This window comes from Williamsia sp. DF01-3 (genome assembly GCF_023051145.1).
Classification (GTDB): Bacteria; Actinomycetota; Actinomycetes; order Mycobacteriales; family Mycobacteriaceae; genus Williamsia.
On record NZ_JALKFS010000005.1, the window covers coordinates 3,127,207 to 3,143,096 of the forward strand.

The following is a 15,890-nucleotide window of genomic DNA, read 5'->3' on the forward strand; positions in this document are numbered from 1 at the left end:
ACTTGACGTCATCCCTGAGCACGAGCCGCTCAGAGGCCTGACCGACAAGAGTCCGCGTCCGATTTGGGATACTCGTCCGGTGAGCAATCGTCGAGTGGTGGTTCTGTTCGGAGGACGTAGCGAGATCGGTGTCGAGGTCGCTGCCCGTCTCGCCGGGGGAGCGACAGTGATCCTGGCCGCGCGTCGGTCCGATGACTTGGCTGATCAGCGCGAACGGATGCTTGGTGAGAACGCCGCTGAGGTACACACCATCGAGTTCGATGCGAATGACACGGCGCAGCACGACGAGCTGATCAGGAAAATAGTCGCCGAGTTCGGCAGGATCGATGTGGCGATCATCGCGTTCGGCATCCTCGGCGACCAGGCCCGCGCCGAGGTGGACAGCCAGCACGCACTGCAGATCGCCCACACCGACTACCTGGCGCACATCAGTGTGATGACCCCCCTGGCCGCAGCGATGAAGACACAGGGACGCGGCGACCTCATCGTCTTCTCCTCGGCCGCCGGCGTCCGGGTCCGTCGGGCGAACTACGTCTACGGATCGACCAAGGCAGGACTGGACGGGTTCGCTTCCGGTCTCTCGGACGCGTTGCACGGCACCGGTGTTCGCCTACTGCTGGCACGCCCCGGATTCGTCATCGGGAACATGACCAAAGAACTGATGGAGTCGGGCGTCAAACCCGCACCGATGTCGAGAACAGCTCCTCAGGTAGCTGACGCCGTGGTCAAGGCTCTGCATGCCGGCAAAACAGAGGTATGGATACCGGCTGCACTACGCCCCGTGTTCTTCGTCATGCGTTTGCTGCCTCGGGCCATCTGGCGTCGGATGCCACGATGACCGACCCGCGGTTTGTCGTGGTGGGGATCGGAGCCGATGGCTGGGACGGTCTCACCGTGGCAGCCCAGCGGGAACTGCGGTCCGCCCACGTCATTTATGGATCGGCCCGCCAGATCGACCTTCTCGCACCCGTCCAGGCTGAATTGCGTCCGTGGACGAGCCCCATGTCCAGGCATCTTCACGATGTCCTCGCCGGTGCAGAACCGAAACCGGTCCACATCCTCGCTTCAGGCGACCCGATGTTTCACGGCGTCGGTGCATCCATCGTCAAACAAGTTGGCGCGCAACACGTCCGAATCATTCCGGCGGTGTCCAGCGCCAGTCTCGCCGCCGCTAGACTGGGCTGGGACCTGTCCACCACGTCGGTACGCAGCATCGTCGACCGCCCATTGGACTCGATCCTCTCGGCGGTCACCGACAACGTACGATTGTTCATCCTGAGTCGCGACCAGACCTCGCCGGCCCACATCGCAGAACTGCTGACCACGCATGGATTCGGCTGGTCGCAAGTCACGGTGCTCGAGCAACTAGGGTCAGACCGCGAACGGCATGTCACCGGAATTGCGCGAACGTGGGGAGCACCGGTCGTCGACCGACTCAACCTTGTGGCCGTGCAGTGTGTGGGACCTTCGGTGAGCAGTCAGGCAGGACTTCCCGACACCGATTTCTCCAACGACGGACAGCTCACCAAACAGGCCGTTCGTGCCCTGACGGTCACCGCATTACGCCCGGCCCCACGCCAGTTGATGTGGGATGTGGGCGCGGGTGCGGGCAGCATCGCCATCGAGTGGTTGCGCACCGATCCCAGTTGCACAGCGATAGCGTTTGAATCCGACCCGGTGCGGCGCGGGCGAATCGCCCGGAACGCGGCAGACATGGGGGTCAGCGGCAATCTGACCGTACTCGGCAGAGCGCCCGACGATTTCGAACAGGCGCCCGACCCGGACACGATCTTCATCGGCGGGGGAGTCACGGCACCAGGCATCATCGATGGCTGCTGGGAAGCCCTTCTCGACGGCGGCCGAATAGTCGCCAACGCCGTGACGATCGAATCAGAGGCAGTGCTCGTGAAATGGCGATCTCTGGTGGGCGGAACGCTACGACGTTTCCACATCGACCATGCTGAAGAACTCGGCACGATGACAACATGGCGTCCCACTTTGCCTGTGACGCAGTGGATCGCAGACAAACCCAGGAGCGTCGAGTGACCGTCTACTTCATCGGCGCCGGACCAGGAGCCGCCGATCTCATCACCCTGCGTGGTGCGACACTCCTATCGCAATGCAGCACATGCCTTTACGCGGGCTCTCTCGTCCCGGCCGAGATGCTGGAGCACTGCCCACCCGACGCCACCCTCATCAACACCGCAAAGATGCCGTTGTCCCAGATCATCGAGCACATCGTGTCGGCGGACAGGTCCGGTCACGATGTAGCGCGCTTGCACAGCGGCGACCCGAGCTTGTATTCGGCTGTCGCAGAACAAGTGCGGCTCCTCGAGCAACACGGCGTGGCCTACCAGATCGTTCCCGGCGTCCCGGCGTTCTCCGCGGCGGCCGCCGCACTGGGTCAGGAACTGACGGTTCCAGGCGTCGGTCAGTCTCTGTTGATCACACGCGTGTCGACACTCTCGACGGACATGCCGAAGGGCGAGCAACTGGCGGAACTGGCGCGAACAGGTGTAACGATGGCACTTCACCTGGCGGCGCATCAAGCCGAACAGATCACGGATGCGCTCGGGCCGCACTACGGATTCGACTGCCCCGTCGCGGTGGTTGCTTTTGCCAGCCGCGACAACCAGCAGATCATCCGATGCGCTCTACGCGAACTTCCTGGCCGCCTCGCACAGGCGGATGTCCGGCGTACCGCGGTGATCTTTGTGGGCAGAGTACTTGCTGCTGAACACTTTCCGGATAGCTACCTGTACTCGTCGGCTCGCATGACCAAGCTCCGTGACGACGACGTGTCGTCGTGAGCGGCCCCGTTCTCATTCTCGGGGGCACCGCGGAAGCACGTGCTCTGGCAGAGATACTCGATCGGGACGGCATCCCGATCATCACCTCGCTGGCCGGCCGCGTCCAGAACCCGGCGCTGCCGAGAGGTGAGGTTCGAATCGGCGGCTTCGGGGGAGTGAACGGGCTCCTGACCTGGCTGCGCGAGCAACAGTGCCTAGGTGTGGTCGATGCCACGCATCCTTTTGCCCGGAAGATCTCCGCCAGCGCAGCGGCAGCGACGATGTCGGCGGGACTGCCGTTGCTGTCGCTTCGTCGGCCCCCATGGCAACCGCAGGCCGGGGACCATTGGCTGGACGTTCCGGACATCGCCGGTGCGGCCGCAAAAGTCGCCGAGCACGCCGACCGACAGCCGGGTCTTCGGGTCTTCCTCACCACAGGTCGCCAGGATGTTGATGTGTTCGCCCACGTCGAGAACGCCTGGTTTTTGATCCGTCTTGTCGACCCACCCGAGCGCAAGACTCCGCCGCAGAACTTGATCCTGCGCAACCGCGGGCCGTACACGCTCGAAGGTGAGCGCAAGCTTCTGCGCGAGCACCGTATTGACGTGATCGTCACCAAGAACAGCGGCGGAGATCTGGTTCGGGCAAAACTGGATGCGGCTCGCGAGCTCGAATTGCCGGTCGTCATGGTGCAGCGACCGGTCACCCTGACCGGTACGGCTGTGGAAAGGCCTGAGGACGCGGCCCGCTGGGTCCGTCAGCGGGTGCTGTCGTAACGTCGGTTGGTGAACACTGCCCGGCCGCCGGCCCGCTCGATCACCGTGGTGGTGGACGACCCCACGATGAGCAGCGTCCGCATGTCGACAGCAGCCGGATCGAAATCGGCGACCGTGGTGATGGCAACAGACTGCTCCGGTCCGCCCACGTCTCGCCCCAGAATCACGGGCGTCGAAAGCGATTTGTGTTGCAACAGAATTCCTTTGAGCTCGGCGACTTGCCAGTTTCGGCTGGCGGAACCGGGGTTGTAGATCGCGATCACCAGATCGGCACGTAGCGCTGCCCGTACCCGCTCGACGATGACGTCCCACCCTTTGAGCCTGTCCGACAGTGAGATCACCGCATAGTCATGGCCCAATGGTGCACCGGCGAGACTCGCCACGGCATTGGCTGCGGTGACCCCTGGAACCACTCGGACCGGCACATCGCGCCATTGGTCGTCGGCGGACTCCTCGACAACCGCGGCCGCCATGGCGAACACGCCGGGATCGCCCGACGACACCACGACAACGCGGGCGCCGTTCTTGGCGAGATCCAGGGCCAGGCAGGCCCGCTCGGATTCGACGCGGTTGTCGCTGGCATGCATTCGCTGGCCAGGCCGTGGGTTGATGCGGTTCAGGTACGTCTTGTAACCCACCAGGTCGGTGGCCCTTGCGAGCTCCGCCCGAACCTCTGGCGTGGTCCAGCGCGCCGCGCCGGGCCCCAGACCCACCACCACCACCTCGCCCTGGACAGCCGGTTCTGCCAGGGGTGGGCTGTTCAGCCGGCCTGGTATCACCACCATCGAGAAATAGGGGACAGAGGTGATGTCCACATCAGGTATGGGCAGGACCTTCTGTGCGCCCGTCGAAGCACGTTCCACATACCAGGCGTGATCGATACGTCCGGACTCCTCAAGGGCCGCAACAACATCTGGGAAGGTGCGCCCGAGTTTCATGATCGCGACGGCGTCGCTGTCCTCGAGGCGGCGCACCAATTCGTCCTTCGGCAGCGTCCCGGGCAACACCGTCAACGTCTCGTCGGCCTCCACGAGCGGCAATCCGGTGGCCGCCGCCGATGCGCTGACCGATGTGACACCGGGGATGATCTCGGTCTCGAACCGGCTCGCCAACCGTTTGTGCATGTGCATGTACGAGCTGTAGAAGAGAGGGTCTCCTTCAGCCAGCAGTGCCACCGAGCGGCCGGCCGAAAGGTGCTGCGCGAGAACCTCGGCCGCCTCTGTGTAGAAGTCGTCGAGCGCCCCTCGGTACCCACCGGGATGATCGGTCGTCTCCGTGGTCACCGGGTACATCAACTTTTCTTCGACCTGGCCCGAGCGCAGATAAGGTTCGGCCACCGATCGCGCGATCGACCTGCCGTGTCGAGCGCAGTGATAGGCGACAACGTCTGCGTCACCGATGATGCGGGCTGCCTTCACCGTCACGAGTTCACTGTCACCCGGACCGATCCCGACGCCCCAGAGCTTTCCCTGTACTGCCATGTCACTCCACCGTCGATGCCAACGCGTTGATGGCTGCAGCCGTGATGGCCGAGCCGCCGCGGCGGCCGAGCACGGTCAAGAATTCGATGCCGTCTCGCTCGGCCAGCGCTGCACACGACTCGGCGGCGCCGATGAAACCCACCGGGGCCCCGATCACAGCGGCAGGTCGAGGCCCGCCGGCATCGATCAGTTCGAGCAGGGCGAACAAAGCCGTCGGCGCGTTTCCGATGGCCACAACCGCGCCTTCCAGTCGAGGCCGCCACAATTCCACCGATGCAGCGGTTCTGGTGGTCTGCAGGTCGACCGCCAGCTGCGGCGTCGCCGGGTCGGTCAGCAGGCAGAGCACATCGTTGTCGGCAGGCAGACGTTTGCGGGTGACTCCGGACGCAACCATGTTCGCGTCGCACAGCACGGGGGCGCCGGCGTCCAGCGCGCCGCGCGCCGCCGTGACGAGCCCCGGGGATGCGCGCACATCGTCGGTGAGGTCCACCTGACCGCAGGCATGAATCATCCGCACGACGACCTGGGACAGATCGTCATCGAACTCGGCCAGATCGGACTCGGCGCGGATGGTCGCAAACGACTGACGGTAGATCTCTGCGCCGTCACGGATGTAGGTGTACATGGTGAAAGCCACCATAGTTGGTCGATCAGAACGCTCGGCGTTCGTACCCCGCCGGGGTCGCCTGCACCCGGATGTGAGCAGCGTGCGGCGATCCACAGCCGCGTTCGCAGCCCACCCAGTGCTCGCGGTTGTCAACGGACTGGTCGCCGATCGCCAGATATTGCTCGAGATCCCCGCGCACATCGGCATGCGATTTGTCGCATCCCGGCAATCCAGAGCAGGCGCTCACCCGCGTCCACGGCGACGTTGCATCGAAGATCAGACCCATGGGGGCCAGCACCCGCACCACCGTGTCCGCCATTCCATCCGTCAGATCACAGACGAGGATTTCCTTGCGCGGCGTGAGGTAGATGTCGCGCTCGATGGCGGCAAGGAACTCTGCGATGCGCGCAGACAATCGACCGTGAGGCACCACCGAACCCAACGAGATGAGGTCGTCGTCCTGCGCGAGCCACCCCACCAGCGGCTCCGACGGCGGGGTAGGCGGGGTATGCGGTCGAGTTCGGGGAAGACCTTCGAGCAATTCTGTGATCGACGGCGAAGCATCAAGGTCCTGTACTCGCCACTCGTCCGCACGGTCGGTGAGAAACGCGTGAGCCACATCGAGCATCGTCGCGGCCGCGCGACCTGCTGTGACCTGCCGGCCGGTGGTGTTTCCGGCGACCACGAGGTCGAGATGCTCGCTGTCGACCGCGACGACGCCGACGTCGGGTGCCTCGGCCAGCACGTCGCCGCGCCCGTCGTCGACGCCGAAGAGAAAACGAGCCGGCAGTGCAGCCAACACGTTGTCCCCGCGAAGGGCGACATCGAGTCGGTCGAGAACCGGTCGGCCGTCGAGTAGCCCGCCGCGGCGACCACTCAACGCCGACAGTTGCAAATTGCGCACCCGTTCATGACTCGGCGTCGGGATGAGATCCGCGTCGACGATCATGTCGGCAGCGCCTGCCACGTCCGCTATTCCGCGTAGCTGCAGATTCCCGCGCGAGGTGAGTTCCATGTGCCCGTCCCCGAACTCGTCCGCCACCACGACCAGAGCTTGCAACTGGGCGGGGGTTATCCGGCCGCCGGGAAGTCGGATACGCGCCAGATGACCATCGGCTGCGGGATGCGCCGAGAACACGCCCGGACAACGATCGGCGGGACGGGACATGGGTCCACGGTACTGGCCGTACGTGGGGTGATGGCGGATCGGCAGGTCACCGGCGGCCGGCCCATCGACGACCAGACGTGGTCACTTGACTACCGGCTTCTATAGGCTGAGCCCGACCCGCAACGGGGAAGCCGGTGGAAATCCGGCGCGGTCGCGCCACTGTGTCGGGGAGACCCGGAGTCAGACCCTCGTTGCCGTACCGCCACATAAACCCGCTGGGCGCGAGATCCCGGCAAGGAGGAACCCGTGATCCTGCTGCTGTCCACCTCGGACACCGATCTGCTGACGGCCAAGGCCAGTGGCGCGGACTTCCGATTGGCCAACCCATCGCGACTACTGGTCAGCGAGGATCTGCCGGTCCTGCTCGACGGCGCCGATCTCGTCGTGGTCCGGATCCTCGGTGGCCGACGGATGTGGGAGGAAGGCCTCGACGCCGTTCTCGCCGCGGGGCTGCCCACAGTGGTGCTCTCGGGCGAGCAGCTGCCAGATCCTGACCTGATGTCGTTGTCCACGGTTGCCCCCGGTGTTGCCGCCGACGCGCACAACTACCTCGCCCAAGGCGGGCCGGACAACCTCGCCAACCTCCACGCGTTCCTGTCCGACACCGTCCTGCTGACCGGACACGGCTTCCAGGGTCCCGTCGCGACCGCGCAATGGGGACTGCTCGAGCGTTCGGTGCCATCCGACACCGACGGACGGCCGACCATCGCGGTGCTGTACTACCGGGCTCAGCACCTTGCGGGGAACACGGCGTACATCCATGCCCTGTGTGATGCCATCGAGGACAAGGGCGGCCGTGCCCTGCCGATCTTCTGCGCCTCGCTACGCACTGCTCCCGACGATCTGCTGGCACAACTGGCGGTTGCCGACGCGCTGGTGGTCACCGTCCTTGCGGCCGGAGGAGCCACACCGGCAACGGCGTCCGCCGGTGGCGATGACGACAATTGGAACATCGAGCAGCTCGCACGGCTCGACGTGCCGATCCTGCAGGGCCTGTGCCTGACCTCGTCTCGTGAGAGCTGGGCGGCCAACGACGACGGGATGTCACCGCTCGACGTGGCGACGCAGGTGGCGGTCCCGGAATTCGACGGCCGGATCATCACGGTCCCGTTCTCCTTCAAGGAGATCGGCGACGACGGACTGCCCTGGTACCGACCCGACGCCGAGCGTTGTGCGCGAGTGGCGGGAATCGCAGTGCGGCACGGACGGTTACGGCATATTCCTACCGCACAACGACGTATCGCAGTTATGCTCTCGGCCTATCCCACCAAGCATGCCCGCATCGGCAATGCCGTCGGCCTGGACACGCCCCAGAGTCTGCTGCGGCTTCTCGAGGCCATGCGTGCCGCCGGGTACGACATCGGTCCGGAAATCGGCGACAGCGCCGTACCCGGTTTGGCAGAGAACGATTCGGACAAGCTGATCCACACGCTGATCGCGGCGGGGGGACAAGATCCCGATTGGCTCACCGAGGAAGCATTGGCGGCCAATCCCATTCGTCTGTCGGCGAGGGACTACCGCGAGTGGTTCGCGACGTTGCCCGCCGACCTGCAAGAATCGATGATCGAACACTGGGGGCCTGCTCCGGGCGAGTTGTTCGTCGACCGATCGGCGAATCCCGAAGGCGATATCGTCATCGCGGCAATGCAATTCGGCAACATCGTCCTGATGGTCCAGCCGCCACGCGGATTCGGCGAGAACCCCGTTGCCATCTATCACGATCCCGACCTGCCACCGAGCCACCACTACCTGGCCTGCTATCGGTGGGTTGCCGCAGAGAACGGGTTCGGTGCCGACGCAGTGGTGCACGTCGGCAAACACGGCAACCTCGAGTGGCTGCCCGGCAAGACGCTCGGGATGTCAGCGTCATGTGGAACCGACGCGGCACTGGGCGACCTCCCGATGATCTACCCGTTCCTCGTGAACGACCCTGGCGAGGGCACCCAGGCCAAGCGTCGTGCCCATGCGACGCTGGTCGACCACCTGATCCCGCCGATGGCCCGAGCCGAGAGTTACGGAGACATCGCACGTCTGGAGCAGTTGCTGGACGAGCACGCCAACATCTCCGCGCTCGACCCGGGCAAGTTGCCGGCGATTCGACAGCAGATCTGGACGCTGCTGCAGGCGGCGAAGATGGATCACGACCTGGGGCTGTCCGAACGACCAGAGGAAGACGTCTTCGACGACATGCTGCTGCATGTCGATGGCTGGTTGTGCGAGATCAAGGACGTACAGATCCGCGACGGCCTGCACATCCTCGGCCAGCCGCCGACCGATGACGTCGAAGTGGATCTGGTGCTGGCGATGCTGCGCGCACGTCAGCTCTGGGGCGGGAAACAGAGCCTGCCCGGGCTACGGGAGGCACTCGGTCTGGTCGAGGACGGCACGGCAGGCCGCGGTGCCACCGACGACATCGAAGCCCAGGCACGCGAACTCGTGGCCGCATGCGCGAAGAGCAACTGGGACATGACAACCGTCGCGGAGGTGGCCGCCGGGCACCCCAGCGAGGTTGCCCAGATCCTCGAGTTCGCCGGAACGGAGATCGTTCCACGGCTGCGCCAGACCGACCAGGAGATACCGCGGATACTGCACGCTCTCGACGGCGGTTTCATCCCCGCCGGTCCCAGTGGATCGCCGTTACGCGGCTTGATCAACGTTCTTCCCACCGGCCGAAACTTCTATTCCGTCGACCCCAAGGCGGTCCCGTCCAAGCTCGCGTGGGAGACGGGCCGCGCCATGGCCGACTCACTACTCGAGCGTTACCTCAAAGACCATGGCGAGTACCCGAAGTCGGTCGGGTTGTCGGTGTGGGGGACCAGTGCCATGCGCACATCGGGCGACGACATCGCGGAGGTACTCGCCCTCCTCGGGGTGATGCCGATCTGGGACGAAGCCTCGAGACGGGTCACCGCCCTCGACCTGATCGAGCCCGCCGAACTCGGCCGACCGCGTATCGACGTCACCGTGCGCATCTCCGGATTCTTCCGCGATGCCTTCCCCCATGTCGTGACCATCCTCGACGACGCGGTCCGGATGGTGGCCGCTCTTGATGAACCCGACGATGTGAACTTCGTTGCCGCACACGCCCGGGCAGACATCGCAGAGCACGGTGACGTCGACCGGGCCACGACCCGGATCTTCGGCTCGAAGCCCGGCACCTATGGCGCGGGATTGCTGCAGTTGATCGATTCCAAGGATTGGCGCACCGACCAGGACCTGGCGCAGGTGTACACGGCATGGGGAGGTTACGCGTACGGGCGTGGTCGTGACGGTGTCGCCGCCGTCGAGGACATGCGGTCGGCGTATCGGCGAATTGCGGTGGCCGCCAAGAACACCGACACCCGCGAGCACGACATCGCCGATTCGGACGACTACTTCCAGTATCACGGCGGTATGGTCGCAACCGTTCGCGCTCTGACCGGACAGGACCCGGAGGCGTATATCGGGGACAGCACCACGCCCGACAATGTGCGCACGCGCACCCTGTCCGAGGAGACGACACGGGTTTTTCGTGCGAGAGTCGTCAACCCACGGTGGATCGGTGCAATGCAGCGGCACGGGTACAAAGGCGCTTTCGAGATGGCCGCCACCGTGGACTATCTCTTCGGTTACGACGCCACCACCAACGTGATGGCCGACTGGATGTACGAGCAGCTCACGGAGTCCTATGTCCTCGACGAGGCCAACAAGGACTTCATGACCAAATCCAACCCGTGGGCGCTGCACGGCATCGCCGAGCGACTGCTGGAAGCGGCCCAACGCCAGATGTGGTCTGCGCCGCCGGCGGAGATGCTCAACGAACTGCGCCGCGTGTACCTGGAGACCGAGGGTGACATCGAGGGCGCCTGATCTCAACGGCGTCGATTTGCGCTGGTGAACACCGTTGAGATCATCGATCCCACGGGTCGGGAGAAAATCGGGCATCTCGTTCGTTGTCCCCGTGTACGCACATGCCGATAGTCGGGACGGTTGACATCATGAAGTTCGCACTCTTCTTGCTCTATGTGGCGATCGAGATCGCCGCGTTCGTCGGACTCTGTTACGCCATCGGCTTCGGCTGGACACTGCTACTGGTGGTCGCAACGGTCATCGGCGGGTTCTGGTTGCTGCGTCGTCAGGGTGCCAAGACCCTCGCCAATCTGCGCGACGCCGGACGCAACGCAGCAGGTGGCAGCCCCGTCGATCCGGCCAGCTCATCAGCACCCGTTGCCGACACCGCACTGCTGGCCGCGGCGACAATCCTCATGATCATCCCCGGCCTGGTGTCGAGTGCCGTCGGCATCCTCTTGCTACTCAAGCCCATTCGCGTTCTGTTGCGGCCCATGGTCATCGCCGTGGGCACACGCAAGGTGGTCAGCGCCATGGAGAAGAACTACGCACGGTATGGGCGCGGCATGGCAGGAGTCACCGTGGTGGACGGCCAGGTCATCGATAGCTCCGGTGCGGGAACCACGGGAACCACCGGCTTCGACCCGGCACGTCCCGAACTCCGCAAGCCCTACAACGAGCTCTGAAACGTTTGCCCATCGGAACGGATCCGGCCGCGGCGGCAGCTTGTTCACGGACCTGCAGCGACTGACGATCGGTTCGACAGGCAGACTGGACGCTCGTGGAGAGTCAATTGCTGATCGGTGGCCATATCTACACCCCGAGTGCCCCCGACGCGACAGCCATGGCAGTTGCGAACGGCACCATCGTCTGGGTGGGTTCGGATCATGTCGGCCGTACCCTGCACCCCGACGCGCAGGTGATCCATCTCGACGGCGCACTGGTGGCGCCCGCCTTCGTCGACTCGCACGTGCACTTGACGTCGGCCGGTCTGGCTCTGCGTGGCCTGGACCTCAGTGACGCCGTGAGCCGGGACGACTGTCTCGAACAGATCCGCCGGTACGCCGCCGAACACACCGACACCGACCTGATCTGGGGCCTGGGTTGGGATGAATCGACGTGGCCGGATCTGACCTGCCCCTCAACAGCCGAAGTGGATGCCGTGGTCGGCAATCGACCGGTGTATTTGGCACGCATCGACGAACACTCGGCCGTGGTGTCCACTGCGCTGCGGGCTCGGGCCGACGGTTTGGTCGGCAGTCACGGTTATGACGAGCAGGGACCGCTGACCGCCGACGCCCACCACCGGGTTCGTGCCGCGGCCCGGATGTTGTTGAGCGCCAATGGCCGACATCGCGCCCAGCGTGCTGCTCTCGACGATGCAGCCGCCCACGGCATCGTGGCGGTCCACGAGAACGGCGGCCCGGACATCAGCGGACGCGACGACTTCCTGTCACTGGCCCACCTCGACCACCCCGTCGAGATCCGTCGATACTGGGGCGAAGCCGTCACCGACTCCGAGCACGCCCGTGCTCTGCAGACCGAGACGGCCGCACACGGCCTCGGTGGCGACCTCTTCATCGACGGGGCCATCGGGTCGCACACCGCGCTGCTCCGAGAGCCCTACAGCGACGCCGACACCCACGGCGTCTGCTACCTCGACGAAGACACGGTCACCACTCATCTACGTGCTTGCACCACTGCCGGTATCCAGTCGGGCTTCCACGTGATCGGCGATGGCGCGATGGACGTGGTGGTCAATGCGTTCCGCGAAGTGGCGGCGGAGTTCGGCGGTCCGGCGATGGCCCGATTGGGACACCGCATCGAGCACGCGGAGATGATCACCGGTGACCAGGCCACCACTCTTGCTGCCTGCGGCGTCATCGCCAGTATGCAGCCATTGTTCGACGCCCTCTGGGGTGGCCCGGGCCAGTTGTACGAGCAGCGGCTCGGCCCTGATCGTGGCCGCTCACTCAACAACTTCGCCCAGTTGGCCAAGGCGGGCGTCGGCCTCGCCTTCAGCTCGGATGCACCGGTGACCTCGATGCGTCCGTGGGAGGCAATCGCTGCGGCCGCGCATCACAACAACCCGTCCAGCGCCATCTCCGTCCGAGCAGCTTTTGCAGCGGTCACCCGAGGGGCGTGGCGGGCCGGCGGTCACCGCGACGGTGTGGCCGGAACCCTCGTTCCCGGCGCGCCCGCCGACTACGCCGTCTGGGATGTGGACAACCTGGTGGTTGCCGGATCGGCTGATCCGGCAGTGGCCCGCTGGTCCACCGACCCGCGGTCGCGGGTACCTGCACTTCCCGACCTCAGTGCAGGCAGCCGGCTCCCGGAGTGCATTCGTACTGTGAGGGCAGGCGTGACGATCTACGACCGGGCGGGGCTGTGACGACGGCAATCGCGCCAGGGGAGTCCGAGGGCGGAACGATCGCCCGGCTCCGAGACGCGACGCAGCGGCCATGGGTGATCCGCACCGCCGTCAGTGCGCTCGGAGGAGTGCTCATGTGGGCCGCATTCCCGCCGCGCGATCTCTGGTTCCTGGGCATCCTGTCGCTGGCGTTGCTGGCCGCCGCGCTCAGAGGCGTTGTTCGATTCCGCGAGGGATTCTGGTACGGATTCGTCTTCGGCCTCGGGTTCTTTCTCCCGCTGCTGCCGTGGATCGGGGTGTACGTGGGGCCGCTCCCGTGGGTGGCGTTGGCAGTGGTGATGTCGCTCTACACCGGGTTGTTCGGCGTGATCGCCTGCCGTACCACCACCTGGCCTGCGGCACCGTTGTGGTTCGCGATCATGTGGGTCACCGTCGAGTGGGCACGTTCATCATTCCCATTTGGCGGGTTTCCCTGGGGTCGTACAGCTTTCGGCCAAGTCGGTGGGCCGATGCTGTCGCTCGCCTCGATCGGGGGCGCACCTCTGGTGTCGTTCTCGGTGGCTTTGACGGGGGCAGCGCTGACCGCAGTGATCGGCGCGGTGATCCGACGGCCGGTCAGATGGCAGACCGTGGTGCCGGCCCTGGTGCTCGCGCTCATCACACCGATTGTCGCGGCCGCCCTGTGGCCCTCTGTGGACGGCCGAAACAGTTCGGACGACGAGATCACCGTTGCCGCGATTCAGGGCAACGTCCCCCGGCTGGGCCTCGACTTCAACGATCAGCGTCGGGCGGTTCTGGACAACCACGTACGCGAGACCTTCCGTCTGGCTGCCGCGGTCGACGCCGGTGACGCCGCCCGTCCCGACATCGTGGTGTGGCCCGAGAACGCCTCGGACATCGACCCCACCGCGAATGAGGATGCAGCCGAAGAGATCACGGCGGCCTCAGCAGCTGTCGGCGCCCCGATCCTGGTGGGCACGCTCGTCCGGAACGCTGACGGACGCCCGACGAACACCGTGCTGGTGTGGGACGGACGGCGCGATTCCGGAGACCAGATACGTGGCCGGTATGACAAGCAGATCATCCAGCCATTCGGCGAATACCTGCCGTGGCGAAGCTTCTTCACCCTCTTCTCCTCGTATGCCGAGCAGGCAGGTAATTTCCGCGCGGGCACCGGCCCAGGTGTTGTCGCCGTCGAGACCACCGGTCGGCAGAGCGTGACCGTGGGGGTGTCGACGTGTTGGGAGATCGCGTTCGACCGTTCGGCACGTAAGGCGGTGCAATCGGGGGCCCAGTTCCTCTCGGTACCGACGAACAACGCCACCTTCGGGCGCACGCAGATGACCTACCAACAGTTGGCGATGTCACAGCTGCGGGCCGTCGAGCACGGGCGCGCCGTGGTGGTGGCAGCAACCAGCGGTGTGAGCGCGATCATCGCGCCCGACGGTCATACCAGCTCACGCAGCGGGTTCTTCGAACCCGCGACCCTGGAGGGCACGATTCCGTTGCACACAGGCGAGACCATCGCCACGAAAATCGGGCCGTGGCCCGAGCGATTGGCCGTACTCTTGGGCGTCTGCGCCTTTTTGTTCCTGCTGGCGCCAGGCATTAGGTTCAGGGGATGGTCAAAGGAGGAGCATGGTGACGGAGCCTGAGCACAACTCGCAGGCTGCGCGGCCGGTCGGGGCCGACGGGGCGGGCACCCTGGTGATCATCCCGACGTTCAACGAGATCGAGAACCTGCCGTTGATCGTCAAGCGTGTGCACGCAGCGCAGCCCGCAGTGCACATCCTGATCGTCGACGACAGCAGTCCCGACGGCACCGGCGAACTCGCCGACAAGCTGGCGGCAACCGACGGCGCTGACCGCATCCACGTGATGCACCGCACCGTGAAAGACGGTCTCGGCGCCGCCTACATCGCCGGCTTCAAGTGGGGCCTGGCTCGCGACTACACCGTCTTGGTGGAGATGGATGCCGATGGCAGTCATGCTCCGGAGCAGTTGCATCGATTGCTCGACCGCCTCAACGAGGGTGCGGACCTGGTGATCGGGTCTCGGTACGTTCCGGGAGGAACGGTGGTCAATTGGCCGCGGCGACGCGAGATCCTCTCGCGGGGTGGCAATGTCTACTCGAGGCTGGCGCTCGGGGTCAAGATCAAAGACATCACCGGAGGATTCCGCGCGTACCGCCGCCATGTGCTGGAAACGCTCGACCTGTCGTCGATCGAATCGCACGGCTACTGCTTCCAGGTGGACCTCGGGTGGCGAACGGTCCAGGCCGGGTTCGATGTGGCCGAAGTACCCATCACGTTTACCGAGCGCGAGCTGGGGGAGTCGAAGATGAGCGGAAGCATCGTCCGAGAGGCGGCCTTCAAGGTCCCTCGCTGGGGACTGGCCCACCGGATGGCCAAGCTCCGCCGGAAATGACAAAACGCCGCGGCACCGTGAGGTGCCGCGGCGATGTCGTGAACTGACCGGATCTAGCTGGCGCCCCGCCGACGAGCTTTGAGCAGGTCCAGGCGCTCGGCGAGCAACACCTCGAGCTCCTCTTCGCTCCGACGTTCGAGCAGCATGTCCCAGTGGGTACGCGGCGGCTTGACCTTCTTCTCCTCGGGCTCGGCACCTTCCAGAATGGTGCCTTCCATACCGTTCTTGCACGGCCACGTCGACGGGATCTCGGCGTCATCCGCGAACGGGACGTCGAAGATCTCACCATTGTCGGTGCGGTACTGGACGATGCGCCGGGGAGCAAGGTCATGATCGCGATCGGTCTCGTAGCTCACCGCTCCGAGACGGCTGCCGCGTAGGACTCGATCTGCCATAACTACTGTCCTCTCGTTGGATTACCTATCCATCTTACGCGCGTTGCG

13 protein-coding genes and 1 riboswitch are annotated in these 15,890 nt (G+C 65.2%); of the genes, 9 read left to right on the forward strand and 4 right to left on the reverse strand.

What is annotated here, in order from left to right:
* Positions 1-79 precede the first annotated feature (79 nt).
* From MVA47_RS16865 to MVA47_RS16880, 4 genes are read left to right on the forward strand one after another with little or no spacing between them, the layout of a single operon-like run.
* A complete protein-coding gene (locus MVA47_RS16865; protein ID WP_247208773.1) occupies positions 80-838 on the forward strand; it encodes an SDR family NAD(P)-dependent oxidoreductase in 759 nt (252 codons plus the stop codon).
* Positions 835-2,046: a precorrin-6y C5,15-methyltransferase (decarboxylating) subunit CbiE gene (gene cbiE / locus MVA47_RS16870; protein WP_247208774.1), complete on the forward strand. Its 1,212-nt coding sequence runs from the start codon at positions 835-837 to the stop codon at positions 2,044-2,046. Before MVA47_RS16865 ends, cbiE begins: the two co-directional genes overlap by 4 nt.
* Positions 2,043-2,810, forward strand: coding sequence for a precorrin-4 C(11)-methyltransferase (gene cobM / locus MVA47_RS16875; protein ID WP_247208776.1), 768 nt, complete (start codon positions 2,043-2,045; stop codon positions 2,808-2,810). The genes cbiE and cobM overlap by 4 nt, the downstream gene beginning before the upstream one ends.
* A complete protein-coding gene (locus tag MVA47_RS16880) occupies positions 2,807-3,565 on the forward strand; it encodes a cobalt-precorrin-6A reductase (RefSeq protein WP_247208777.1) in 759 nt (252 codons plus the stop codon). Before cobM ends, MVA47_RS16880 begins: the two co-directional genes overlap by 4 nt.
* Here MVA47_RS16880 and MVA47_RS16885 read toward each other — a convergent pair.
* Genes MVA47_RS16885 through cobG form a run of 3 tightly spaced genes read right to left on the reverse strand, consistent with a single transcriptional unit; the run spans position 3,547 to position 6,821 of the window.
* Positions 3,547-5,046 (reverse strand): precorrin-2 C(20)-methyltransferase, encoded by a 1,500-nt coding sequence (locus MVA47_RS16885; protein WP_247208778.1) that lies wholly within the window; start codon positions 5,044-5,046, stop codon positions 3,547-3,549. The two genes, MVA47_RS16880 and MVA47_RS16885, sit on opposite strands and share 19 nt — an antisense overlap.
* Before the next feature lies 1 nt (position 5,047).
* Positions 5,048-5,671 (reverse strand): precorrin-8X methylmutase, encoded by a 624-nt coding sequence (locus MVA47_RS16890; RefSeq protein WP_247208779.1) that lies wholly within the window; start codon positions 5,669-5,671, stop codon positions 5,048-5,050.
* A gap of 25 nt (positions 5,672-5,696) precedes the next feature.
* A complete protein-coding gene (cobG, locus tag MVA47_RS16895; protein WP_247208780.1) occupies positions 5,697-6,821 on the reverse strand; it encodes a precorrin-3B synthase in 1,125 nt (374 codons plus the stop codon).
* 121 nt (positions 6,822-6,942) lie between these two features.
* Positions 6,943-7,009: riboswitch (cobalamin riboswitch) on the forward strand.
* A 58-nt stretch (positions 7,010-7,067) separates the two neighbouring features.
* On the opposite strand from cobG, the gene cobN reads away from it, so the two are divergent.
* The 5 genes from cobN (at position 7,068) to MVA47_RS16920 (ending at position 15,447) form a co-directional block, all read left to right on the forward strand.
* Positions 7,068-10,670, forward strand: coding sequence for a cobaltochelatase subunit CobN (gene cobN, locus MVA47_RS16900; RefSeq protein WP_247208782.1), 3,603 nt, complete (start codon positions 7,068-7,070; stop codon positions 10,668-10,670).
* A gap of 128 nt (positions 10,671-10,798) precedes the next feature.
* Positions 10,799-11,335, forward strand: a complete 537-nt coding sequence (locus MVA47_RS16905) for an FxsA family protein (protein ID WP_247208784.1) — start codon at positions 10,799-10,801, stop codon at positions 11,333-11,335.
* A 95-nt stretch (positions 11,336-11,430) separates the two neighbouring features.
* Entirely contained in the window at positions 11,431-13,041 is a 1,611-nt protein-coding gene (locus MVA47_RS16910) for an amidohydrolase (protein ID WP_247208788.1), read from the forward strand.
* A complete protein-coding gene (gene lnt, locus MVA47_RS16915) occupies positions 13,038-14,675 on the forward strand; it encodes an apolipoprotein N-acyltransferase (RefSeq protein ID WP_374474233.1) in 1,638 nt (545 codons plus the stop codon). The genes MVA47_RS16910 and lnt overlap by 4 nt, the downstream gene beginning before the upstream one ends.
* Positions 14,659-15,447: a polyprenol monophosphomannose synthase gene (locus MVA47_RS16920; protein WP_247208790.1), complete on the forward strand. Its 789-nt coding sequence runs from the start codon at positions 14,659-14,661 to the stop codon at positions 15,445-15,447. Before lnt ends, MVA47_RS16920 begins: the two co-directional genes overlap by 17 nt.
* 53 nt (positions 15,448-15,500) lie before the next feature.
* Here the strand turns inward: MVA47_RS16920 and MVA47_RS16925 are convergent, their stop codons facing one another.
* A complete protein-coding gene (locus tag MVA47_RS16925) occupies positions 15,501-15,842 on the reverse strand; it encodes an RNA polymerase-binding protein RbpA (protein ID WP_023959187.1) in 342 nt (113 codons plus the stop codon).
* Between the last annotated feature and the right edge of the window lie 48 nt (positions 15,843-15,890).